Genomic DNA, 23,735 nt, shown 5'->3' with positions numbered 1-23,735 from the left:
AGGACCACGCCGACCAGGTGCGAAAGGGTGCCGTTGCCGGGTGTGGCGTAGGTGACTCGCCCGCCGGGGGCTTTGGTCTGCGCGGCCAGGTCGGCAAAGCTTTTCAGCGGCGAGTTGCCGGCCACCACCAGCACCAGCGGCGCGGCGTTGATCTGGGTGATGGGCAGGAAGTTCTTCAGCGGATCGAAGCCGGGTGACGCATACAGCGTGGGGTTGACGGCCATCAGCGAAACCTGGCCGGTGAGCACGGTGTAGCCGTCGGGCTTGGCGTCGGCTACGGCCTTGGCGCCTATGTTGCCGCCGGCGCCGCCGCGGTTGTCGACGATGGCGGTCTGGCCGGTGACGTCGGACAGGCGGCTGGTGACGAAACGCGTCGTGGCGTCATTGCCGCCACCGGCCGGGAAGGGCGACACGAACTTGATGGCCTGGTTCGGGAAGCCGCCGACCTGCGGCATGGGCTGCGCGGAGGCGGCGCCGTGCGCGGCGAGCAGGGCGCAGCACAGTGAGGCGGCGGTAAATTTCAGCGTGGCAAGCATGGGCGGGCTCCTGAAGAAAAGTGAGTGGGCGGTGGATGAAAAACGGATGAATAGGACTAGGCGCCGGCAGGGCCGGGCACGGCATCGGGCAGGCGGTAGGCCTGGAGTTCCTGTGCATCAAGCTGCCCGATCAGGTTGACTTCCCAGGCCAGGTACTGCCGCGCGGCCTCTTTGTTGCCGTCGTGCCGGTCGTGCACGAAGAACAGGTAATCGATGCAGTCGTTGTCGGCGGGAATGGTTTCGCTCGCCTGCAGCGGCAAGCCGGCTGCGCGCCAGGCGTCCAGACCGCCCTCGAGCAGGCTGGGCTTCAGGCCCAGCGCCTGCAGGTCGACCGCCGCGCAGGCCGCCACGGCGGGTTCGTCGGCAATCAACACCACCGGGCGGTGTTCGCCGGCGAGCAGCGCCGCCAGACGCGGCCGAATGGACCAGCGCGATCCCGCGATATGGTGTTGCCGAAACTGCATGCTGGGGCGCAGGTCGATGGCGGCGAGGGTGCCATCGGCCAGCCCGGCTGATAGCGCCCGCGCGCTGGTGGCGGGCAGCGCGGGCAGGGCCACGGACGTTGCGGCGGGCAAAGCCAGGCCGCTGGCCAGGCCTTGGCCCAGCACGCTGGCGTCATGGCCCAGCTGGCGCAGCCAGCTGGCCACCGTCAGCGCGCGTATGCCGTCCGCGTCGAACAACACGAGGCGGGCCTGGCGCACGCCCACGTACTGGTCGGTGGCCTGGATCAGCTGCCCGCCCGGCGTGTGCTGCGCGCGGGGCAGGCTGCCGCGCGCAAATTCCTCGGGGCTGCGCACGTCGCACAAAAAGAGCGTGCGCCGCGTGTCGCCGGCCCAGCCGCGCGCGGTCTGCGCGTCAACCACGGGCACGCCGAAGCGGGCCGCCAGCGCCTGGGCCGCCGCGCGCATGCCGGCGGGCTCGCCGGGCCGGGCTGAATCGGGGTAGCGGCGCGTGCCGCCGTGTTCGAGTTTCAGGTCGGCCAGGTACCAGCCCTGGGTGCCGTTTTCAAGCGCCGACACGGGGTTGCGCAAGCCCAGGTTGATCAGTGTCTGCGCGCCTATGATGCTGCGCGTGCGGCCGGCGCAGTTGATCACGATGTGGGTGTTCTCGCTGGGGACCAGGTCGCGGATGCGCAGGGCCAGCTCACCGTTGGGGCAACTGATCGCCGTCGGGATGTTCATCTTGCGGAACTCCGAAAACGGCCGCCCGTCCAGCACCACCACGTCGTCCTTGCGCTCCAGCATGGCCGCCAGTTCGGTCGCGCTGACGCGGGGCGTGTGGTAGACCTGCTCGGCCAGTTCGCCAAAGGTCTTGGACGGCACGTTGACGCCGGCAAACAGCGCGAAGCCGGCGGCCTGCCAGCCGGCGGTGCCGCCTTGCAGCACCTGCACGTCGCTGTAGCCGAGCGCGGCGAGGCGTTGCGCGGCCAGTGGGGCGGCGCCGCCGCCGTCGTCGTCATACAGCACCACCCGCACGCCCTTGCGCGGCGCCAGGCGCGGCGCGTCCAGTTCGAGCCGGCTGTAGGGAAGGGTGATGCCGTAAAACAGATGCGACTGGCCGTACTGGCCGTGCTCGCGCACATCGAAGAGGGCGATTTCCTCGCCGTCGTGCAACCAGGCTTTGAGCGTGGCCGCGTCTACAAAACGTGTCATGAAAAGGGGATGTGTGATGTCAGAAAATTCGGGGGAAGGGAGAAAGACGATGGCGCTCAGCGGCGCGTCTGCACGCCGATTCCCATGGTTTCGTACGTGCCTTTTTCCATGTCGTAGCTGGTGCGCGAGGTGAGGGTCTCGAGCGCGCGGCCGTACATGTGCAGGTGGCGTATCACCTGGCCCGCGGGAATCTCCACCGAGTGGATGTCCTCCGGCATCAGGGCGATGCCGGTGCCGGGCTCGACCACGACGGAGCTGACTTCCTGGAGCCGCGCCTTGCCCGGCACCGAGCCGTCGTCCTGGCGTTCGTAGACGCGGTTGAGTTCGGTGCCCTCCACGGCGCTGATGCAGGCCCAGGTCGTGTGGTTGTGCGGCACGATGCGTTTGCCGGGGCGCATCACGTTGAGGTAAAGCGCGAAGCTCTGGTCGGCGTCCTCCGCGATCAGGTAGCGGGCCTGCAATTCCGGGCTGACGGGTGCGGCGAAATCGGCGTCGCTCCACAGGTCCTTGCGACCCGCCAGCCGGTTCAATACCGCCAGCACTTTGTCCAGGGACTGTCGGCTTGCCTCGCCGGTTCCAACAATAACTTTAATGTTTTGAATGGCGGCGTCAACCATCTGGCTGCGCTCTGTTGCTGCGTTCATGGGCGTTTCCTGAATGAAATTTCGGTTTGCTGGACCTAATGTAGTCAAGTCATATTTCTGAAACAACTCAGAAATAGAGATAAATGCATTAGGATTTGTAATATGAAGATCTTGTCCAGGAAGCCTCCTGAATGAAAACCCTAGACCTGGAATTGCTGAGGAGCCTGGTCGCCATCTACGAGCAGGACAGCTTTGCCGGCGCCGCCGTGCACCTGGGTAAAACCCAGTCGGCGGTAACGCAGCAGATGCAGCGCCTGGAAGACCAGATCGGCCACCCGCTGTTTGAAAAGCAGGGGCGCAGCAAGCGCCTGACGCCGCACGGGAACAAGCTGCTCGATTACGCACGCCACCTGCTGGCCATCAACGACGACGCTTTGCGCAGCCTTCAGCAGGGCAATCTGGAAGGCGTGCTGCGCATAGGCGCGCCGCATGACGTGGCCGACACCATGCTTCCGACCCTGCTGGCCCAGGTGGCGCGCGCCTCGCCGCTGTTGCGGCTGGACATTCACGTGGGGCGCAGCCCCTTCCTGATGGAATCGCTCAAGCGCGGCGAGCTCGACATGAGCATTTCCAACCGCAAGGACCCGGCGCTGGACGGCGTGGTGCTGCGCACATCGCCCACGGTGTGGCTGTGCTCGGCCGGCTATGTGCATGACCGCAGCAAGCCGGTGCCGCTGATCCTGGTGGACGGGCCCAGTGTGTTCCACAGGCTGGCACGCGAGGCGCTGGACGCCGCAGGCATCGCCTGGTCGCCCAACTACACCGCCTCCAGCCTGATCGGCATCAAGGCCGCGTTGCGCGCCGGCCTGGGCGTGACCGCGCGCGGCATCGAGACGGCGGGCAGCGACCTGCGCGTGCTGGGTGAGAACGACGGCCTGCCGCGCTTGCCCGACCTTGACTACTACCTGTTCATCCGCAGGAACGTCATCAACCCGGTCACGCGCAAGGTGTTCGACATGCTCAAGGCCAACCTCGGCTTGATACGCAGCGCGGCGGATCCGGGCCCGCCGGCGGTGCAGCCGCAGACTCCGGCCTAGGCGCTGCTAGAGCTGCAGCGCTTGCACGGCGCTGCCCAATTGCAGCCAGCGCTGCGCTGCGGCCTGCAGCGCTGCCGGCTGGCCGGTGGTGAACAGTTTGACCTGGCCCGCACCTTGGCCCGCCGGATCCGCCTGCGTGGCAGCCGCCAGGCGCAGGCGCGTCTGGCGAGCGACCGGTGCACCGGTGTCCAGAAGCCGTATGTGGGGCCCCAGCAGCGCGCGCAGGTGTTCGCCGGCAAATGGGTAGTGCGTGCAGCCCAGCACCAGGGTGTCCATCTCGCCATCGCCCGGGCCGAACGCGCCCATCGCCCGCGCATGGCGGGTGCAGGCGGCGATGATCTCGGCCGCGCTCTCGGGGCCGGCATCGGCATGCACGCCGCGCTCGATCGCGCCGGCCAGGCCGTCGCAGGGCTGCAGCACAAAAGTCGCCTGGCCCGCCAGAGAAGCCAGCAGTGTTTTGAAGCGCGCGCTGGCCAGGGTGCTGCGCGTGGCCATCACACCGATGCGGCGCGTGCGGCTCAGCAGCGTTGCGGGCTTGAGGGCCGGCTCCACGCCGATGATGGGCAGGGTGGGGTGTTCGGCACGCAACAGGTCGATCGCCGCCGCCGTGGCGGTGTTGCAGGCAATCACCAGCGCCTTGACGCCTTGCCGGGCCAGGTGCGCGGTGACCGCGCGCGAACGCGCCAGCACGTAAGCATCGCTGCGCTCGCCGTAGGGCGCGTGGCCGCTGTCGGCGATGTAGACGAAGTCTTCGTGGGGCAGTTCGGCGCGCAGTGCCTGCAGGATGCTCAGGCCGCCCACGCCGCTGTCGAAGACTCCAATCAAAACTGCCCCCACGGTTGCTCACTGCGTGTAGCGCCCTGCCCCCCGAGGGGGCCGCTGCGCCTGCGGCCCGGCAAAGCCGGTTCCGCGGTCCCTGCTTGAAGTTGAGGGAACTCAAGCATGTCGACGGTGTTCAGGCACTGGTAACCGGGATCCGCTTGAACTCGCCGGTGGCAATCTTCTTTTGCCACTCGGCCGGGCCGGTGATGTGGGCGCTGGTGCCGCCCGAGTCCACCGCGACGGTGACGGGCATGTCCACCACGTCGAATTCGTAAATCGCTTCCATGCCCAGGTCGGCGAAGCCCACCACCTTGGCGGTCTTGATGGCCTTGCTGACCAGGTAGGCGGCGCCGCCGACGGCCATCAGGTAGGCGCTCTTGTGTTTCTTGATGGCCTCGATGGCGACCGGGCCGCGCTCGGACTTGCCGATCATGGAGATCAGGCCGGTTTCGGCCAGCATCATTTCAGTGAAGCCGTCCATGCGGGTGGCGGTGGTCGGGCCGGCCGGGCCCACGGCTTCGTCGCGCACCGGGTCGACCGGGCCGACGTAATAGATCACGCGGCCGCTGAAGTCCACCGGCAGCTTCTCACCCTTGGCCAGCATGTCCTTGATGCGCTTGTGCGCGGCGTCGCGGCCGGTCAGCATCTTGCCGTTGAGCAGCAGGGTCTGCCCGGGTTTCCAGCTGGCGACTTCTTCCTTCGTGAGCGTGTTGAGGTCGACTTTTTTGCTCTTGTTGTAGTCGGGCGCCCAGTTCACGTTGGGCCACAGGTCCAGCGAAGGCGGGTCTAGGTAGACCGGGCCGCTGCCGTCCATCACGAAGTGGGCGTGGCGCGTGGCGGCGCAGTTGGGGATCATCGCCACGGGCTTGCTGGCCGCGTGCGTGGGGTACATCTTGATCTTGATGTCGAGCACGGTGGTCAGGCCGCCCAGGCCTTGCGCGCCTATGCCCAGCGCGTTGACTTTTTCGAACAGTTCCAGGCGCAGCTCTTCGGTTTTGGTGAGCGTCGCGCCGGACGACGACTTGGCCTGCAGTTCGTACATGTCGAGGTCGTCCATCAGGCTTTCCTTGGCCATCAGCACGGCTTTTTCGGCCGTGCCGCCTATGCCTATGCCCAGCATGCCGGGCGGGCACCAGCCGGCGCCCATGGTGGGCACGGTCTTGAGCACCCAGTCAACCACCGAGTCGCCTGGGTTGAGCATCACCATCTTGCTTTTGTTCTCGCTGCCGCCGCCCTTGGCCGCCACGGTAACGTCGATCTTGTTGCCGGGCACCAGCTCGGTGAAGATCACCGCCGGCGTGTTGTCCTTGGTGTTCTTGCGCTCGAACTGCGGGTCGGCCACGACCGAGGCGCGCAGCGTGTTGTCCGGGTGGTTGTAGCCGCGGCGCACGCCTTCATTGATGGCGTCGTCCAGGCTGCCGGTAAATCCTTCCCAGCGCACGTCCATACCGACTTTGAGGAAGACGTTGACGATGCCGGTGTCCTGGCAGATGGGGCGCTGGCCGGTGGCGCTCATCTTGCTGTTGGTGAGGATCTGCGCGATCGCGTCTTTGGCGGCGGGGCTTTGCTCGCGTTCGTAGGCGCGCGCCAGGTGGGCGATGTAGTCGGCGGGGTGGTAGTAGCTGATGTACTGGAGGGCGGCTGCTACGGATTCAATGAGGTCGGCTTGCTTGATCGTGGTCATGGTGGGATGGGGGGCGTCGTCGTTTTTTGAGGTCGTTTTGGGATTTCGGGCAAACCCCGCAATTATCGGCCCTCGGGGGCACCGCAACCCCGGCGTGCGTCTTTTGACGTTGCCGTCAGGCTGACGTAGGGGCTATAGTCCTTGCCAGACATGTCCGCACTGCTTGAATCCTCCCCTCTCGCCGATTTCACCCGTGCCCTGGGCGCTGAGGGCGTTATGGCCGGCCTGGCCTTCCTTAACCGGCGTGTCACGCACCGCTGCACCGCGATTTACCGGCTCGAGGCCATGACGGTGCGCAACCTTTACCTCTTCGACCGTGAAGGCGCGTTGCTGCCTGAATCGCTGGGTGTGGTGCAGCTGGACGAGAGCTTTTGCCAGCATGCCATGCGCGACGGCGCCTTCCTGACCGAGGACACGCGTGCCGATTCCCGCGTGGACGGCAGCCCCTTCAAGGGCGTTGTCGTGTCCTACCACGGGCTGCCGCTGCTGGACGCGCGGGGCGAGCTGTTCGGCACCTTGTGTCACTTTGATTTTGTGCCCCGGTCCCTGGCGGACTCGGAGTTCGAATTCCTGCAGAAAGCCGCACGGGTGCTGCCCGCTTACCTGAGGTAAGCGAGGGCAGGGCGGAGCCCAAAACCCCTTGGGATGAGAATCTTTCTCGTCTGCCGTCATACTTCGGGTTCAACCCATTTTTGACAGCGCAGGACATTCCATGACCACAAGCAGCAGCACGCGCACCGAGCGCGACACTTTCGGCCCCATAGCGGTGCCGGCGGACAAACTCTGGGGCGCGCAGACGCAGCGTTCATTGCAGAACTTTGACATTTCCGGCGAGCAGCAGCCGCGCGAAATCATCAAGGCGCTGGCCCAGGTCAAGCGCTCCTCGGCCAAGGTCAATCACGCCTTGGGCTTGCAGGATGAGAAAAAAACCAAGGCCATCGTGGCCGCGGCAGACGAGGTGATCGCCGGCAAGCACGCCGACGAGTTCCCGCTGGTGGTCTGGCAGACGGGCTCGGGCACGCAGACCAATATGAACGTCAACGAGGTGCTGGCCAACCGCGCCAGCGAAATCCTGGGTGGCGAGCGCGGCGAAGGCCGGCTGGTGCACCCCAACGACGACGTCAACCGCAGCCAGTCGTCCAATGACGTGTTCCCGACCGCCATGCACGTGGCCGCAGTGGAGGCGATGACGCACAAGCTGCTGCCGGCGATTGCCAAACTGCGCGCTACGCTGGCAAAAAAGGCGAAAGACTTCGACGGCATCGTCAAGATTGGGCGCACCCACCTGCAGGACGCCACGCCGCTCACGCTGGGCCAGGAGTTCTCGGGCTACGTCGCGCAACTGGACCATGGCGAAAAACACGTGCGCGCCGCCTTGCCGCACCTGTGCGAACTGGCGCTGGGCGGCACCGCCGTCGGCACCGGCCTGAACGCGCCCAAGGGCTATGCCGAGCAGGTGGCGGCCGAACTGGCCGCGCTGACGGGCCTGCCTTTTGTGACGGCGCCCAACAAGTTCGAGGCACTGGCTTCGGTGGACGGGCTGGTGCATGCGCACGGCGCGCTCAAGACCCTGGCCGCCAGCATGATGAAAATCGCCAACGACGTGCGCTGGCTGGCCAGCGGCCCGCGCAGCGGCATCGGCGAACTCAGCATCCCTGAGAACGAACCCGGCTCGTCCATCATGCCGGGCAAGGTCAACCCGACGCAGAGCGAGGCCGTCACCATGCTGGCGGCCCAGGTGTTCGGCAACGACGTCGCCATCAACTTCGGCGGCGCCTCGGGCAACTTCGAACTCAATGTCTTCCGCCCCATGGTGGCGCACAACTTTTTGCAAAGCGTGCGCCTGCTGGCCGACGGCATGGTGAGTTTCAACGACCACTGCGCCGTGGGCATAGAGCCGAACCGCGAACGCATCACCGAACTGGTGGACCGATCGCTGATGCTGGTGACCGCGCTGAACACCCACATCGGCTACGACAAGGCCGCCTATATCGCCAAAAAGGCGCACAAGGAAGGCACCAGCCTGCGCGATGCGGCGCTGGCCTCGGGCCACGTCACGGGCGAGCAGTTTGACCAATGGGTCGTGCCTGAGAACATGGTCGGCAGGTAGGCACACCCCCGTCCAGGCTCACTTCGTGTAGCGCCTTCCCCCCTTGCAGGGGGCGGCGCCTGCGGCCTGGCAAAGCCAGTTTCGCGGTCCCCGCTTGGCCGAGGCGGGGGGGCGGTTTGCTGCCGGTCAGTCTGCGTGTCTGGGAGAATGGGGGCATGCTGAAATTTGTCCATCGCACCCTCAACCAGTTCATCAATTCGCAGTCGCTTTCCGGCGTGGTCCTGGCGCTGGCCGCCGTGCTGGCGCTGGTTCTGAGTAACTCGCCGTGGGGTGAGGCTTACAACCGGTTTGTGCAGCTCCCCGGCGAGTTGCGTGTAGGCGGTGATTTGCTGGTGCTTTCGAAGTCGCTGTTGCACTGGGTCAATGACCTGTGGATGGCGGTGTTCTTTTTCCTGGTGGGGTTGGAGATCAAGCGCGAGCTGGTCGAAGGCGAGCTGGCCTCGCGCAGCCAGGCTTTGTTGCCGGCCGGTGCGGCGCTGGGCGGCATGCTGGTGCCTGCCCTCATTTACATGGCGATCAATGCGGGTGACCCTGTTGCCATGCGCGGCTGGGCGATCCCGGCCGCTACCGATATCGCCTTCGCGCTGGGCATCCTGGTGCTGCTGGGCAGCCGGGTGCCGGCATCGCTCAAGGTGTTTCTGACGGCCGTCGCCATCATTGACGACCTGGGTGCCATCCTGATCATTGCCTTTTTCTATACCGATGGCTTGTCGGTGACGGCGCTGGCCGCCGCCGGTGTGGGCGTGCTGGTGCTGCTGGCCCTGAACCGGGCCAAAATCATGGCGATCGGGCCCTACGTGATGGTGGGCCTGGTCATCTGGCTCTTTGTCTATAAGTCCGGTATTCATGCGACGCTGGCAGGCGTCGTGACCGCGCTGGCGATTCCCCTGTCGGACGGCAAAGGCGGCTCACCGCTCAAAACGGCCGAACACGCGCTGCATCCCTGGGTGGCTTTTGCCGTGCTGCCCATGTTTGCGTTCGCCAACGCGGGTGTGTCGCTGCAGGGTGTGACGCCGGGAACGCTGCTTCAAAGCGTGCCCCTGGGCATCACGGCAGGCCTGCTCCTCGGCAAGGCGATTGGCGTGTTCGGCGCTTCCTGGCTGCTGATCCGATTTGCCGGCGCGCGCCTGCCCGCCGAGGCCGGCTGGAATCAGTTCTTCGGCGTCTGTCTGCTGTGCGGTGTGGGCTTCACCATGAGCCTCTTCATAGGCGCGCTGGCCTTTGCCGGCCAGGATGCCGCCTATGAAACGCAGCTCAAGCTGGGCGTTCTCTGCGGCTCGCTGCTGTCGGGCGTGCTGGGTGCGTTGATGCTGCTGCGTAGCAGCGCAGGGGCGGCAAAGGCGCCCGAGTAAACACTCAGTGCTTTTGCGCGGCGATGCCCGACATGATCTTGTCGGTGTAGGCAATCGCAATGGCCGAAAGCAGGAAGGTGATGTGGATCACTGTCTGTGCGATCAGCACGCGGTCGGTGTAATTGTCGGCGTTGATGAAGGTTTTCAGCAGGTGGATGGAGCTGATGCCGATGATGGCCGTGGCCAGCTTGACCTTGAGCACCGACGCGTTCACATGGCTCAGCCATTCAGGCTGGTCGCGGTGGCCTTCGAGGTTCATGCGGCTCACAAAGGTTTCGTAGCCGCCCACGATGACCATGATCAACAAGTTGGAGATCATGACCACGTCGATCAGGGCCAGCACCACCAGCATGATGACCGTCTCGTTGAGGGAGACAATCGGCGTGGTGGTCTTGTAGCCTATGCTGGTGATCAGCGACTGCAGGGCGGTCTGGCTGCCGAAGGCGGCCTCGATCAGGTGCCACAACTCGACCAGGAAATGCACCACATAAACCGCCTGCGCCGCGATCAGCCCGAGGTACAGCGGCAGCTGCAGCCAGCGGCTGGCGAAAATCAGGTTGGGCAGTGGGCGCAGCGGCGAGATTTTGGCGGTGGCGGGGGCTTGGGTAGGTTCAGTCATGATGGCGTAAGCTGAGGGTTTGCGGCATTGTAGAGGGCAGGCTGGCCGGCCCCGGAATTTTGAGGTTTTGTAAGGTTCAAGCCAGTCAGTGGCTTGTAAGTGCGGCAGAAGACAGTACCACGCATTCAGTGACAAACAGGAGACATCAACAATGAGCGCCCCCCAATCCGCGATCGAATCGACCCTGGTTGAAAATCGCATCTTCCCGCCTTCCCCCGCCACCGTGGAAGCGGCGCGCATTTCGGGCATGCCGGCGTATAACGCCCTGTGCGCTGAAGCTGAAAAAGACTTCGAAGGTTTCTGGGCGCGCCTGGCGCGCGAAAACCTGAGCTGGAAAAAGCCCTTCACGAAGACGCTGGACGAATCCACCGCGCCTTTCTACAAGTGGTTCGCCGACGGCGAACTCAACGCTTCCTACAACTGCCTGGACCGCCACCTCGGCACGCCGACCGAAAACAAAAAAGCCATCATTTTCGAAAGCGACGACGGCAAGGTCACCAATGTCACCTACAAGGAGTTGCACGCCAGGGTCAGCCAGTTTGCCAGCGCGCTCAAGGGCGCGGGCATCAGGAAGGGCGACCGCGTCATCATCTACATGCCGATGACGGTCGAGGGCGTGGTGGCCATGCAGGCCTGTGCGCGCATAGGCGCCACGCACTCGGTGGTGTTCGGCGGTTTCTCGGCCAAGAGCCTGCAGGAGCGCATCCAGGACGCCGGCGCCGTGGCCGTCATCACCGCCAACTACCAGTTGCGCGGCGGCAAGGAACTGCCGCTCAAAGCCATCGTCGACGAAGGCATCGCCATGGGCGGCTGTGAGTCGATCAAGAACGTGATCGTCTACCAGCGCACCGCCACGGCCTGCAACATGGTGGCCGGCCGCGACAGCCTGATGCACGAAATCACGGCCAAGGCCGCGCCGGTGTGCGAGCCCGAATTTGTCGGCGCCGAGCACCCGCTCTTCATCCTCTACACCTCGGGCTCGACCGGCAAACCCAAGGGCGTGCAGCACAGCACGGGCGGCTATCTGCTCTGGGCCAAGCTCACGATGGACTGGACCTTCGACATCCAGCCGGCCGACGTGTTCTGGTGCACGGCCGACATCGGCTGGATCACCGGCCATACCTATGTGGCCTACGGCCCGCTGGCGGCCGGCGCGACGCAGATCATCTTTGAAGGCATCCCGACCTTCCCGAACGCCGGCCGCTTCTGGCAGATGATCGAAAAACACAAGGTCACGATCTTCTATACGGCGCCCACTGCCATCCGTTCGCTGATCAAGGCCGCCGAGGCCGACGAAAAAGTGCACCCGGCCCGCTCCGACCTCAGCAGCCTGCGCATCCTGGGATCCGTCGGCGAGCCCATCAATCCCGAGGCCTGGATGTGGTACTACAAAAACGTGGGCGGCGAGCGCTGCCCCATCGTGGACACCTTCTGGCAAACCGAGACCGGCGGCCACATGATCACGCCGCTGCCCGGCGCGACGCCGCTGGTGCCCGGCAGCTGTACCTTGCCGCTGCCCGGCATCATGACCGCCATCGTCGACGAAACCGGCAAGGACCTGCCTAACGGCGCGGGCGGCATGCTGGTCGTCAAGCGCCCCTGGCCGTCCATGATCCGCACCATCTGGAACGATCCGGAGCGTTTCAAGAAGAGCTATTTCCCCGAAGAAATGGGCGGCACCATCTACCTGGCCGGCGACGGTGCGGTGCGCAATGTCGACAACGGTTATTTCCGCATCACCGGCCGCATCGACGACGTGCTGAATGTGTCGGGCCACCGCATGGGCACCATGGAGATCGAGTCGGCGCTGGTCGCGCATTCCACGCTGGTGGCTGAAGCCGCCGTGGTGGGCCGGCCTGACGACCTGACCGGCGAGGCCATCGTGGCCTTCGTGGTGCTCAAGCGCTCACGCCCCACGGGCGAAGAGGCCAAGGCCATCGCCAAGGAATTGCGCGACTGGGTGGGCAAGGAAATCGGCCCCATCGCCAAGCCCAAGGACATCCGATTCGGCGACAACCTGCCGAAAACACGGAGCGGCAAGATCATGCGCCGGCTGCTGCGCGGCATCGCCAAGGGCGAGACCATCACGCAGGATACGTCCACGCTTGAGAACCCCGCCATCCTCGATCAGCTGTCTGAAAAGCAGTGATCGAGGGCGGCGAAGCCGCGCCAGCGAAGCTGTGGCGGGGGAAGGGGACACTCATATCGCGAAGCGATGTGATGTGGCCACAAAACCCCGCCATCCTCGATCAGCTGTCTGAAAAGCAGTGATGTGAATCTGAACCAGGCATGAAAAAAGCCCGTCGATGACGGGCTTTTTTGTGGGCTTGCGAGCCGCTTATTTGGTTGCCAGGACCCAGGCTGCGAGTTTCTTGGCTTCTTCAGGGTTGACCTGCGCATTGGCGGGCATGGGCACAGGGCCCCAGACGCCCGAGCCACCCTTGATGATCTTGGCGGCGAGTTTGTCGGCGGCGTCTTTCTGGCCGGCGTACTTGGCGGCGACATCTTTGTAGGAGGGGCCCACCAGTTTTTTATCGATGGCGTGGCAAGCCATGCAGTTCTTGGCGGTGGCCAGTTGCAGGTCTGCCAGGGCGGGCGTAGCCACGGCAAAACCCGCGGTCACAAAAGCGATTGCTGAAAGAATGCGTTTCATGGATTGTCCTCGTGGGGGAAGTTATGGATTCGGTTACAGTCAATCAACGTGATTGTAGTGGTGCCGGTTGACCCTTGTTTCAAGGGGATACCCCTTGGGTGCTGACCGAAATTTTCTGGAGAGAAGCATGTATTTGTTATTGATTGGTATTGCCGCGCTGCTGCTCAAATACCTGGAGATCGGGCCGGTTGCCACCTTGAGCTGGTTCATCGTGCTGTCGCCGTTTGCGCTTGCCGTCGTCTGGTGGGCCTGGGCTGACGCATCGGGCTACACCAAACGCAAGGAAATTGAAAAAATGGAAAAACGCAAGCAGGACCGCATCGACAAACAGCGTGACGCCATGGGCATGCTCTCGGCCAAGAAGCGGAAGAAGTAAACCTCGCTGCATCAAGTCCTTTCATTCCAGACACGCCATTCAATTTATCCGACTCGTGTCAAAGACGAGGTGTCCCAAAGCAAAGAGCCCGTGAAGTCTGTAACTTCACGGGCTCTTGCCATTTCAGCGGACAGTAGTCAGAAGCTCAATAGTCGTCCAGCACCGCGCCCTTGCTGGCGCTGGAAGCGTTGAACGCGAACTTGGCCTGCACACCGCGTGTGTAGCGCGGCGCCGGCGCCTTCCATCCGACCTTGCGTTGTGCCAGTTCGGCATCGCTGATGTTCAGCTGCAGCAGCAGTTGCCTGGAATCGATGGTGATGGAATCGCCTTCATTGATGAAGGCGATGTTGCCGCCCGCGGCGGCTTCGGGTGCGACGTGGCCGACCACCATGCCCCAGGTGCCGCCGGAAAAACGGCCGTCGGTGATCAGGCCCACACTTTCGCCGAGGCCGGCGCCTATCAGCGCGCCGGTGGGCGCCAGCATTTCCGGCATGCCGGGGCCGCCCTTGGGGCCGAGGTAACGCAGCACCATCACGTCGCCGGCCTTGATCTTGCCGGCCAGAATCGCGGCCAGGGCCGACTGCTCGTCGTCAAACACGCGCGCCGGGCCGGTCATGACGGGGTTCTTCAGGCCGGTGATCTTGGCGACGCAGCCTTCAGGCGAGAGATTGCCCTTGAGGATGGCCAGGTGGCCCTGGGCGTACATGGGCTTGTCGATGGGGCGGATCACGTCCTGGTCGGCGCGCGGGACTTCCGGAACGTCCTTGAGGGTTTCAGCAATGGTCTGGCCGGAAATCGTCAGGCAATCGCCGTGCAGCAGGCCGGCGGCCAGCAAGGTCTTCATGACCTGCGGAATGCCGCCGGCGCGGTGCAGGTCGACGGCAAGGTATTTGCCGGAGGGCTTGAGGTCGCACAGCACCGGCGTGCGCTGGCGCACCCGCTCGAAGTCGTCAATCGTCCATTCGACACCGGCCGTGTGGGCGATGGCCAGGAAGTGCAGCACGGCGTTGGTGGAGCCGCCCGTCGCCATGATCACGGCCACCGCGTTTTCAATCGCCTTCTTGGTGACGATGTCGCGCGGCTTGATGTCCTTCTTGATGGCTTCAACCAGGACCTTGGCCGATTCTTTCGCCGAGTTCATTTTCTCGTCGTGGGGGTTGGCCATGGTGCTGGAGTAGGGCAGCGAGATGCCCAGCGCCTCGAACGCGCTGGACATGGTGTTGGCCGTGTACATGCCGCCGCAGCTGCCGGTGCCGGGAATGGCGCGGCGCTCGATCTGCAGCAGGTCTTCGTCGCTCATGCGGCCGGCGGCGTTTTCGCCCACGGCTTCAAACACGCTGACGATGTTGAGGTCCTTGCCCTTGTAGGTGCCCGGCAGGATGGTGCCGCCGTAGACGTAGATCGCCGGCACGTTGGCGCGCAGCATGCCCATCAGGCCGCCGGGCATGTTTTTGTCGCAGCCGCCGACCACCAGCACACCGTCCATCCACTGGCCCTGCACGCAGGTTTCGATGCAGTCCGAGATCACTTCGCGGCTCACCAGCGAATACTTCATGCCTTCCGTGCCCATGGCCATGCCGTCGGAAATGGTGGGTGTGCCGAACACCTGCGCGTTGCCGCCGGCTTCCTCGATGCCGGCAATCGCCGCGTCCGCCAGCTTTTGCAGGCCGCTGTTGCAGGGCGTGATGGTGCTGTGGCCGTTGGCCACGCCGATCATCGGCTTCTTGAAGTCGTCGGCCTCATAACCCATGGCGTAGTACATGGAGCGGTTGGGCGCGCGCGACTTGCCCTCGGTGATGTTCCTGCTGCGCGGGTTGGCGACGATGTTGACGGTTTTGGTGTTCATGGGGTGTCTCTCGTGGTGGTTTCTGCTGGGCTGCCCTGGGTACGGCCCGGGCTGTTGTCGGAAAAGCAGAGTATGCGTGCTTTGATTGATTCTTTCCAATCCATTATTTATCATCTATTAATATGTATTACATATGAAAGATGTTCTCAGCACCGTGGATACGGCTTCCCGCAAACCGCCCCTGATCGAGCTCCGCCTGTGGCGCCAGTTCCTGGCCGTCGCCGAGGAACTTCACTTCGGCCGCGCGGCCCGCGGCCTGAACATGACCCAGCCGCCGCTCACACAGGCGATCGCGCAGCTGGAGGCCTTGCTCGGCGTCCGGCTTTTCGACCGTACCAAACGCAGTGTGCAGCTCACGGCGGCGGGCGCCGCCCTTGTGCCCGAGGCGCGCGACCTGCTGGCGCGCGCCCAGGCCTTGCCGGCGTATGCGCGCGCCAGCGCCGACGGCGAGGCGGGCCGCTTGCGGCTGGCTTTTGTCTCCACGGTGGGTTTTGAGTTGTTGCCGCGTTGGGTGCTGGCCTTTCGCGAGCATTACCCCAAGGTGCAGCTGGAGCTGATCGAGGCGACCGGCGACGTGCAATTGCAGGCCTTTGAGCGCGGCGAGATCGACGCGGGTTTCATGCTGCATTCCCCGGGCTTCGCGCCGACCGGCCTGGCCCGCAGGCGCATCAGCCAGGAGCCCCTGGTGGTGGCCGTGCCCGGGCAGCACGCGCTGGCGGGCAAGGCGGATGTGGCATTGGGCGACCTGCTGGGCCAGCCCCTGGTGATTTTTCCGCGGCGCATCGTGCCTTCGCTCTACGACGCCATTTTTGCGATGTACCACGCAGCGGGGCATTTGCCGCAGGTCGCCCAGGAAGCCATCCAGATGCAGACCATCGTGAACCTGGTTTCAGCCGGTTTGGGCATTGCCTGGGTGCCTGAGAGCGTGCGGCAATTTCAGCGGCCGGGGGTTGTCTATCGCGGCGTGCCGGCGGTCCGGTCGGGCAAGACGCGGGTGCCCGCCATGCCGGGCTGCGAAACCAGCCTGGTCTGGCCCGCCGCCAATGCCAACCCGGCGCTGGCGCGTTTCATGGCGTTTATCGGCGAATAGACCGCTCAAACGCTTCTTCCCGTTCGCGTTGCCGGCGCGCGGCCACCGCGCTTTGCTGCTGCTGCCGTTCCGACGGCGTGAGTTCGCGTTGCTCCATCCGGCGCTGGGCGATTTCGCCAGCGCTGCTGCAGCGGGCGCCGTGGTTGGCCTCGCAGCTGGCAATGATCTGCTGGTTGGTGGCGTTGGCGGCTGTGGTTGCCGGCTTTCGCAGGCCGCCCAAGGCAGAGGGCGCCTGGCGCGACCCGCCAGCGGATATCTCAGCGGCCATTGCCCGCGCATTCGCCGCCGCGTTTTCCGCCGCCCAATCCTTGGGTGCGGCGGCTCCACCACCGTTTCCGTAGAGCACGCCCGACTCGCCTTTTACCGGTGCGGCACCGGCGGGGGCGCGCATGATGAGCTTTTCGCCGTTGCCCCCTTGGGCCGCGCAAGGCATTTGTGAAAACACTTTTTTGCCGCTCGCATCAAGGCATTGGTAAACCTGTGCTGCGGCGTTTTGCATGAACAGCAGGCCTAGAAGGCTGAAGAGGAAGGCGGGGCGCAAGGAGCGTGGCATGGTGGAGTCCGGTGAGGCGTTGCCGTCAGTCTAATCCAGCACCGTCCGCGCGTAAGCCCTTTCCTACGAAGCTTGCGTGCAAAATACCGCCCATGCTCATCCATCCCCAAATCAATCCCGTCGCGCTCCAGCTCGGCCCGCTCGGCATCCACTGGTACGGCCTGACCTACCTGGCGGCCTTCGGCCTGTTCTTCTTCCTGGCCACGCGGCGCCTGCGGCACCCGCCCTTTGCCTCCATCACAGGCCCGGGTGCCTGGTCCCGCAAGGACATTGAGGACATGCTGTTCCTCGGCGTCATGGGCGTGGTGATAGGCGGGCGGCTGGGTTACTGCCTTTTCTACAAACCGGGCCACTACCTCACGCACCCGCTGGAGATCCTGGCGGTGTGGCAGGGCGGCATGAGTTTTCATGGCGGCATGCTGGGTGTGCTGGCCTCGCAGTGGTGGTTTGCGCGTTCGCGCCAGCGCCCTTGGCTGCAGGTGATGGATTTTGTGGCGCCCTGCGTGCCGACCGGGCTGGCGGCGGGGCGCGTCGGCAACTTCATCAACGGCGAGTTGTGGGGACGTTTCAGCGACCCGGCCTTGCCTTGGGGCATGGTGTTTCCCGGCAGCGGCTCCATGCAGCCGCGCCATCCCTCACAGGTCTACCAGTTCCTGCTGGAAGGGCTGCTGCTGTTTGTGCTGCTGTGGCTGTACGCGCGCAAGCCGCGCAAGACGGGCCAAGTGTCCGGCGCCTTCCTGCTGGGCTACGGCGTGTTCCGTTTCATCGCCGAGTTCTTCCGCGAACCCGACGAGTTTCTCGGCATCCTTGCCTTGGGCATGAGCATGGGCCAGTGGCTGTGCGTTCCCATGATCATTGGCGGCGCCTGGCTGTGGGTGTGGGCGACAAAGCGCGCTGATCCTGTCCGCGCGGCGTAGCCAGCGCTTGTTTGTGGCGGCGGGCTGCGCAGGCTGAGCCTGCCGGCACCGCAATCACCGGGATGCGCGCAAAATCGCCCGCTACGGGTTTCTCCCTGTCGTTTTCAGGCACAAGCCACTTGATTGCCGAGGCTTTGTTTTTCATAATTACGCGTAATTACTTGAAATTACCGCCGGATCGGACTGTCAAATCGGCGGTGCGGGGGTGAGGTTCAGCAAGGGTTCGCCAGTTCGGCGATGGGTCAGCCAAAGGTCATGCCATGCGTCTTGTCCAGAGTTCACTGCACCAGGAAGTCGCCGATACGCTGCGCGAGCAGATCTTCGCGGGCCTGCTGGCGCCCGGGAGCTTCCTGGACGAGGTCGCGCTGTGCGAACGACTGCAAATCTCCCGCACGCCGCTGCGCGAGGCGCTCAAGGTCTTGACGTCCGAGGGCCTGCTGCGGCATGAGCCGCGGCGCGGCTGCTTCGTCAATGAAGTGACCGAAAAGGACCTCGACGACATCTTCCCGGTGATCGCATTACTGGAAGGACGCTGCGCCTATGAGGCCGCGCGCAACGCCACTGATGCCGACCTGGTGGCGCTCACCACCCTGCATGAGCGGCTTAACGGCCATGCCAAGGCCGGCCGCATCAACGATTACTACGCGACCAATTTCGCGATCCACGAGGCCATCATCCTGCTGGCCGACAACCGCTGGCTGGCGCAGGCCATCGCCGACCTGCGCAAGATCCTGAAGCTCGCGCGGCTGCAGCAGCTGCACGCGCCTGGCCGGCTGGCGCAAAGCCTGTCGGAGCACATGACGGTGTTCGCCGCCCTCAAGGCCCGCGACAGCGAAGGCGCCGAAGCGGCCATGCGCACGCACCTGACGCGCCAGCGCGAGGCGCTGCGCGACCTGGCCCGCAACCAGCGCTCCCGGGTGGCCTCATGAGCGCCGCCGAATGGCTCAGCCGCAACGTCTCGCGTTTCACCGCGAGCGACAAGGCCGGGGTGCCCGCCGAACGTGCACAGGCCGCCGGAAAGAAGGCGGCGGCAGCGCTGCCCGAGCGCAGCACCCACGAGCGCTTGCAGGCCACCTTGAGCCAGAAAGACGAGGCGCTGTCGCCGCGCGTGCTGCGCCGCACCCTGCAGGAGCTGCAGGCCATCATCGACCCGCGCGTGAGCGAGGTGGAAGGCGGTCGCCGCGCCATGGCCATTGCGGCCTGGTACGAAGGCGCCACGCCGGCGCGCCGGCGCGACCTGTGGATGCTGATGAGCGAGCAATTCGTCGCCAACCCCCAAAAGGTCAAGGCTGCGCAGGCGCAGTTCGCGGCTGCGGTGGGCACGCCCGAAGAGGCGGTGGCCGAGGTGCGCTATCGCCGCGCCACGGTGTCGCCGCGCCGGCGCCTGCTGCAGCGCTTCAGCGTCTACCCGGGCGGCATCCAGTTCCTGGTCGACATGCGCGCCGACATGCAGCCCAGCCTCAAGGCCGACAAGCGCCTGCTGGCGCTCGACGTCGAGATGGAGTACATGTTTTCGACCTGGTTCGACGTCGGCTTTCTGGACCTGCGCCGCATCACCTGGGACTCGCCGGCTTCGCTGATCGAAAAACTGATCAAGTACGAAGCGGTGCACGACATCAAGGGCTGGGCCGACGTGAAGAACCGCCTCGACAGCGACAGGCGCTGCTATGGCTTCTTCCACCCGCGTCTCCCCGAAGTGCCGCTGATCTTCGTCGAAGTCGCCATGGTCGAGCGCATCGCGGGCGACATCATGCCGCTGCTCGATGAACTGGCCGCGCCCTCGGACCTGAGCCGTGCCACCACCGCGATTTTTTATTCCATCAGCAACACGCAGGCCGGACTGCGCGGCGTGAGCTTTGGCGATTCGCTGATCAAGCGTGTGGTCGAAACCCTGAAGGAAGAATTTCCCAAGCTCAAGACTTTCGCCACACTCTCGCCGATCCCGGGCTTTCGCGGCTGGCTGGGCAAGAATGCCGCCGCCATGCTGGAGAAGCTGGGGGACAAGGATCGCACCGCGCTCGGCCGGGCCGTAGGCTTCGAGCCGCCGGGCGCGGGCCATTTCCTCTCGGCCGTCGAAGACCCGCTGTCGCTTGGTGAAAAATCGCCGGTGCGCAGAATGCTGCTGCAATGCGCCGCCCATTACCTGGGACGGACCATGGAAGAGGGCAAGCCGCTGGACCCGGTGGCACGCTTTCACCTGGGCAACGGCGCGCGCATAGAGCGCATCAACTGGGCGGGCGACCCGACACCCAAAGGCCTTAAGCAGTCCTACGGCCTGATGGTGAATTACCTCTATGACCTCAAGCGCCTGGACCGGCACCGTGCGCAACTCGCACAGGGGGAAATCCCCGTGTCGGGCGACATCGAAGATTTGTACATTTGAACGTGTACTTAAGAACGTACTTGGGATGAGTTTGCGTAGCGGCAGCCTGGGCCCACCCCGTGTGAACTTTCGGCTTGCTTTTTCTGGTTTCAGCAACGACAGGAGACAACAATGACATTCAGTTTTCATGCCACGGCTTCCCGGCGCAACATCTTGCGTGCCGCGGCTGCCGGCGCCGCCACACTGTCTTTTGGCAGCTACGCCCAATCGGCCTGGCCGACCAAACCCGTGACGGTGATCGTGCCTTTCCCGGCCGGCGGCGGCACCGACGCCTTCGCCCGCCCCCTGTCGGCCCAGTTCGCGAGGCTCACCGGCAAGCAGCTCATCATCGACAACCGCGGCGGCGCCGGCGGCACGCTGGGCGCCAGCATCGCGGCCAAGGCCCAGCCCGACGGCTACACGCTGTTCATGGGCGCGGTGCACCACACCATCGCGCCATCGATGTATCCCAAGCTGGACTACGACATTGAAAAAGACTTCGTGCCCCTGGCCCTGATGGCCAACGTGCCCCAGGTGCTGGTGGTCAACCCGCGCAACATGCCGTTTGCGGATTTCAAAACCTACATCGAAGCCGTGCGCAAGGCGCCGGGCAAGTACAACTACGGCTCGGCCGGCGCGGGCACCTCGCACCACCTGGCGGGTGAGCTTTTCAAGCAGCAGACCAAGACCTTCATCACGCACATTCCCTACCGCGGCGCGGGCCCGGCCTTGCAGGACCTGATCTCGGGCAACGTCGACATGATGTTTGACGGCCTGGGCTCCTCGGCCACCCACATCAAGGGCGGGCGCATCAAGGCGCTGATGGTGTCCGGCACCAAACGCAACCCGGCTTTCCCGGACGTGCCCTGCGCCGGCGAACTGGGCCTGCCCGACTACACCGTGACCACCTGGTACGGCATGTGGGCGCCCAAAGGCACGCCGGCCGACGTACAGGCGCGCATTGTTGAAGACCTGCGCAAGGCCGCAGCCACCGACGAACTCAAGAGCATCTGGGCCAGCAACGGCGCGGAATTCGGCAACCTCACGCCGCAGCAGTTCGGCGCTTTTGTCAGCGGCGAAGTCAAGCGCTGGGCGGCTGTGGTGAAGACCTCCGGCGCCAAACTCGATTGATGTCCTGATGACCGGTGCCGTCTTGCTGGAGGTGAAGGGCCCTCTTGCCTTTGTGACCCTGTCCCACCCCGGCAAGCTCAATGCCATGAGCCGCGCCATGTGGCGCGAGCTGCGCGCGGCGTTTGAGCGCATCCAGCAAAGCGCCGGCCTGCGCTGCGTGCTGGTGCGCGGGGAGGGCGTGCATTTTTGTGCGGGCGGCGACATCTCCGAATATGCAGGCTTTCGCTTTGAAGAAGCCAGCCTGCGCGCCTTTCACGAAGACGACGTGTGGGGCGGCTTGCAAGCCATGCTGGACTGCGACGTCCCCGTTGTCGCGCAGGTCGAGGGCAACTGCATGGGCGCCGGCCTGGAAATCGCCAGCTGCTGCGACATGCGCATCGCCGGCGACACGGCGAAGTTCGGTGCGCCCATCGCCAAACTCGGCTTTCCGATGGCGCCCCGTGAGGCCGCACTCGTGATGCGCATAGCAGGCGAGTTGACGGCGCGCGAAATGCTGCTGTCCGCCGCCGTGCTGGACGCCGCCGAGATGAAGCGGCGTGGCTTTCTCAGCCAGGTTGTGCCGGCCGATGAGGCGGGCGCTGCGGCCATGGCATGCGTGGAACGCAGCGCAGCGCTTGCGCCGGGTGCGGCACGGTTGAACAAGCAGGCGTTTCGGGCGCTGGCCGGGGCCCACGGCACGCAAGCCATGACAGATTTGACACGGGGCGCTTACGGCTACGCCGCGTCACCCGAACACAGGGAAGGCGTCATGGCCTTCATTGAAAAACGCCAGCCCCGGTTTGACGGCCGGCCCGCTGCACTTACACCACCGACAGCCTGATCCCCATGAAAAACTACAACCTGTTCGCGGCGCTGCGAGCCGCCTTTCCTTCCTCGCTCGACGAAGTGGCTGTTGAAACCGACAACGGCCTGAGTTATTCGTGGCGCGACCTCGAACGCGGCACCGCGATGATGGCCAACCTGCTGGCCTCGCTGGGCCTGCCTGCCGGCGCCCGCGTGGCGGTGCAGGTCGAAAAATCGGTGGAAGCCATGATGCTGTACCTGGCGACGCTGCGTGCCGGTTATGTTTTCTTGCCGCTCAACACCGCTTACCAGAGCGCCGAGATCGAATACTTCATCGGCAACGCCGAGCCCTCGGTGATGGTGTGCAGCAGCAAGAACTTCGGCTGGGTCAGCAAGATCGCCTTCAAGGCCGGCACGCAAAACGTCTTCACGCTGGACGACGACCGCACCGGCTCGCTGCTGGACCGCGCCGCGCACTGCAGCGACAAGCATGAAGCCGTGGCGCGCAAGGCCGACGACCTGGCCGCCATCCTCTACACCAGCGGCACGACGGGCCGCAGCAAGGGTGCGATGCTGACGCACGGCAACATGCTGAGCAATGCGCTGGTGCTGAAGGACTACTGGGGCTGGAAGAAAGGCGACGTGCTGATCCACGCCTTGCCGATCTTTCACGTGCACGGCCTCTTCGTCGCCATCCACGGCGCGCTGATCAACGGCAGCAAGATGATCTGGCTCTCGAAATTCGACCCAAAGCTGGTGGTGCGGAAATTGCCCGAGGCCACGGTGTTCATGGGCGTGCCCACGCTGTACGTGCGCCTGCTGGCCGAGGCGGGCCTGACCCGCGAGGCCTGCCGCAACATGCGCCTCTTCGTTGCGGGTTCGGCCCCCTTGCTGATCGAAACCTTCAACGAATGGCAGGAACGCACCGGCCACACGATCCTGGAGCGCTACGGCATGTCCGAAACCGTGATGCTGACCTCCAACCCGTACGAGGGCGCAGAGCGGCGCGGCGGCACCGTGGGCTTTGCGCTGCCCGGCGTCAGCCTGCGTGTGCAGGGCGATGACGGCCAATCCCTGCCTGCCGGCGAGATAGGCGGCATCCAGGTCAAGGGGCCGAATGTCTTCAAGGGCTACTGGCGCATGCCGGAAAAAACGAAAGAAGAATTCACGGCGGACGGCTACTTCAAGACCGGCGACGTCGGCAAGATCGACGAGCGCGGCTACATCGTCATCGTGGGCCGCAGCAAGGACCTGATCATCAGCGGCGGCTACAACGTCTACCCTGCGGAGATCGAGGGCTACATCAACGACATGCCGGGCGTGGCTGAAAGCGCGCTGGTCGGCGTGCCGCACCCGGATTTCGGCGAGGTTGGCGTGGCCGTGGTGATCGCCAAACCCGGCGCCTCGCTGGAAGCCGGCCAGATTGTGGGTGAGCTGAAATCCAAACTGGCCAACTTCAAGATTCCCAAGCAATGCTTTGTGGTCGGCGAACTGCCGCGCAACACCATGGGCAAGGTGCAGAAAAATCTGCTGCGCGAACAGTACAAGGGCCTGTTCGCCTGAGAGCA

Annotated in this window: 22 protein-coding genes; 13 read left to right on the top strand and 9 right to left on the bottom strand. The window is 64.8% G+C overall.

Features of this window, described 5'->3' with window-relative positions; genetic code table 11:
* From ACLV74_RS19210 to ACLV74_RS19200, 3 genes are all read right to left on the bottom strand, one after another.
* A partial coding sequence (locus ACLV74_RS19210; protein ID WP_411881014.1) for a Bug family tripartite tricarboxylate transporter substrate binding protein occupies positions 1-536 on the bottom strand: 536 nt, incomplete at its 3' end.
* Positions 537-592: 56 nt separating this feature from the next.
* The gene (locus ACLV74_RS19205) at positions 593-2,188 is read right to left on the bottom strand and encodes a rhodanese-like domain-containing protein (RefSeq protein WP_411881013.1); all 1,596 of its coding nucleotides are present in this window, start codon (positions 2,186-2,188) and stop codon (positions 593-595) included.
* 56 nt (positions 2,189-2,244) lie between these two features.
* Complete coding sequence (locus ACLV74_RS19200) at positions 2,245-2,832, bottom strand: hypothetical protein (RefSeq protein WP_411881012.1); 588 nt, start codon at positions 2,830-2,832, stop codon at positions 2,245-2,247.
* A gap of 131 nt (positions 2,833-2,963) precedes the next feature.
* On the opposite strand from ACLV74_RS19200, the gene ACLV74_RS19195 reads away from it, so the two are divergent.
* Entirely contained in the window at positions 2,964-3,869 is a 906-nt protein-coding gene (locus ACLV74_RS19195) for a LysR substrate-binding domain-containing protein (RefSeq protein WP_411881011.1), read from the top strand.
* 6 nt (positions 3,870-3,875) lie between these two features.
* On the opposite strand, the gene murI is transcribed toward ACLV74_RS19195, so the two are convergent.
* Together murI and ACLV74_RS19185 are read right to left on the bottom strand one after the other, a co-directional pair.
* Positions 3,876-4,706: a glutamate racemase gene (gene murI / locus ACLV74_RS19190; RefSeq protein WP_411881010.1), complete on the bottom strand. Its 831-nt coding sequence runs from the start codon at positions 4,704-4,706 to the stop codon at positions 3,876-3,878.
* Positions 4,707-4,824: 118 nt separating this feature from the next.
* A complete protein-coding gene (locus ACLV74_RS19185) occupies positions 4,825-6,375 on the bottom strand; it encodes a fumarate hydratase (protein WP_411881009.1) in 1,551 nt (516 codons plus the stop codon).
* A 150-nt stretch (positions 6,376-6,525) separates the two neighbouring features.
* Here ACLV74_RS19185 and ACLV74_RS19180 point away from each other — a divergent pair, with 150 nt between their 5' ends.
* The 3 genes from ACLV74_RS19180 to nhaA all read left to right on the top strand — a co-directional run bounded on the left by ACLV74_RS19180 (position 6,526) and on the right by nhaA (position 9,837).
* Positions 6,526-6,987: a guanylate cyclase gene (locus ACLV74_RS19180; protein WP_411881008.1), complete on the top strand. Its 462-nt coding sequence runs from the start codon at positions 6,526-6,528 to the stop codon at positions 6,985-6,987.
* 100 nt (positions 6,988-7,087) lie between these two features.
* On the top strand, positions 7,088-8,485 hold the full coding sequence (fumC, locus tag ACLV74_RS19175) for a class II fumarate hydratase (protein WP_411881007.1): 1,398 nt from the start codon (positions 7,088-7,090) through the stop codon (positions 8,483-8,485).
* A 155-nt stretch (positions 8,486-8,640) separates the two neighbouring features.
* A complete protein-coding gene (gene nhaA / locus ACLV74_RS19170; RefSeq protein ID WP_411881006.1) occupies positions 8,641-9,837 on the top strand; it encodes a Na+/H+ antiporter NhaA in 1,197 nt (398 codons plus the stop codon).
* A 4-nt stretch (positions 9,838-9,841) separates the two neighbouring features.
* On the opposite strand, the gene ACLV74_RS19165 is transcribed toward nhaA, so the two are convergent.
* Positions 9,842-10,456: a YqhA family protein gene (locus ACLV74_RS19165; protein ID WP_411881005.1), complete on the bottom strand. Its 615-nt coding sequence runs from the start codon at positions 10,454-10,456 to the stop codon at positions 9,842-9,844.
* A 151-nt stretch (positions 10,457-10,607) separates the two neighbouring features.
* Here ACLV74_RS19165 and acs point away from each other — a divergent pair, with 151 nt between their 5' ends.
* Positions 10,608-12,605 (top strand): acetate--CoA ligase, encoded by a 1,998-nt coding sequence (gene acs, locus ACLV74_RS19160; protein ID WP_411881004.1) that lies wholly within the window; start codon positions 10,608-10,610, stop codon positions 12,603-12,605.
* Between the two features lie 189 nt (positions 12,606-12,794).
* Here the strand turns inward: acs and ACLV74_RS19155 are convergent, their stop codons facing one another.
* On the bottom strand, positions 12,795-13,109 hold the full coding sequence (locus ACLV74_RS19155; protein WP_411881003.1) for a c-type cytochrome: 315 nt from the start codon (positions 13,107-13,109) through the stop codon (positions 12,795-12,797).
* Between the two features lie 127 nt (positions 13,110-13,236).
* On the opposite strand from ACLV74_RS19155, the gene ACLV74_RS19150 reads away from it, so the two are divergent.
* Entirely contained in the window at positions 13,237-13,485 is a 249-nt protein-coding gene (locus ACLV74_RS19150) for a TIGR04438 family Trp-rich protein (RefSeq protein ID WP_411881002.1), read from the top strand.
* Between the two features lie 145 nt (positions 13,486-13,630).
* On the opposite strand, the gene ilvD is transcribed toward ACLV74_RS19150, so the two are convergent.
* Positions 13,631-15,331 (bottom strand): dihydroxy-acid dehydratase, encoded by a 1,701-nt coding sequence (ilvD, locus tag ACLV74_RS19145; RefSeq protein WP_411881001.1) that lies wholly within the window; start codon positions 15,329-15,331, stop codon positions 13,631-13,633.
* Positions 15,332-15,464: 133 nt separating this feature from the next.
* Here ilvD and ACLV74_RS19140 point away from each other — a divergent pair, with 133 nt between their 5' ends.
* The gene (locus ACLV74_RS19140) at positions 15,465-16,421 is read left to right on the top strand and encodes a LysR family transcriptional regulator (RefSeq protein WP_411881000.1); all 957 of its coding nucleotides are present in this window, start codon (positions 15,465-15,467) and stop codon (positions 16,419-16,421) included.
* Here the strand turns inward: ACLV74_RS19140 and ACLV74_RS19135 are convergent.
* Positions 16,408-16,962, bottom strand: coding sequence for a DUF4124 domain-containing protein (locus tag ACLV74_RS19135; protein ID WP_411880999.1), 555 nt, complete (start codon positions 16,960-16,962; stop codon positions 16,408-16,410). The two genes, ACLV74_RS19140 and ACLV74_RS19135, sit on opposite strands and share 14 nt — an antisense overlap.
* Positions 16,963-17,066: 104 nt before the next feature.
* On the opposite strand from ACLV74_RS19135, the gene lgt reads away from it, so the two are divergent.
* The 6 genes from lgt to ACLV74_RS19105 all read left to right on the top strand — a co-directional run bounded on the left by lgt (position 17,067) and on the right by ACLV74_RS19105 (position 23,730).
* Positions 17,067-17,891, top strand: a complete 825-nt coding sequence (gene lgt, locus ACLV74_RS19130) for a prolipoprotein diacylglyceryl transferase (RefSeq protein ID WP_411880998.1) — start codon at positions 17,067-17,069, stop codon at positions 17,889-17,891.
* 260 nt (positions 17,892-18,151) lie between these two features.
* Complete coding sequence (locus tag ACLV74_RS19125) at positions 18,152-18,820, top strand: GntR family transcriptional regulator (protein ID WP_411880997.1); 669 nt, start codon at positions 18,152-18,154, stop codon at positions 18,818-18,820.
* A complete protein-coding gene (locus ACLV74_RS19120; RefSeq protein ID WP_411880996.1) occupies positions 18,817-20,274 on the top strand; it encodes a malonyl-CoA decarboxylase domain-containing protein in 1,458 nt (485 codons plus the stop codon). The genes ACLV74_RS19125 and ACLV74_RS19120 overlap by 4 nt, the downstream gene beginning before the upstream one ends.
* Before the next feature lie 111 nt (positions 20,275-20,385).
* Complete coding sequence (locus ACLV74_RS19115; RefSeq protein WP_411880995.1) at positions 20,386-21,384, top strand: Bug family tripartite tricarboxylate transporter substrate binding protein; 999 nt, start codon at positions 20,386-20,388, stop codon at positions 21,382-21,384.
* 7 nt (positions 21,385-21,391) lie between these two features.
* On the top strand, positions 21,392-22,204 hold the full coding sequence (locus ACLV74_RS19110; protein WP_411880994.1) for an enoyl-CoA hydratase/isomerase family protein: 813 nt from the start codon (positions 21,392-21,394) through the stop codon (positions 22,202-22,204).
* Between the two features lie 5 nt (positions 22,205-22,209).
* Positions 22,210-23,730 (top strand): malonate--CoA ligase, encoded by a 1,521-nt coding sequence (locus tag ACLV74_RS19105; protein ID WP_411880993.1) that lies wholly within the window; start codon positions 22,210-22,212, stop codon positions 23,728-23,730.
* Positions 23,731-23,735: the final 5 nt, after the last annotated feature.

The sequence above is a fragment of the Polaromonas sp. YR568 genome, from assembly GCF_943369415.1.
GTDB lineage: Bacteria > Pseudomonadota > Gammaproteobacteria > Burkholderiales > Burkholderiaceae_C > Polaromonas.
This window is presented reverse-complemented; position numbering and strand designations above follow the sequence as displayed.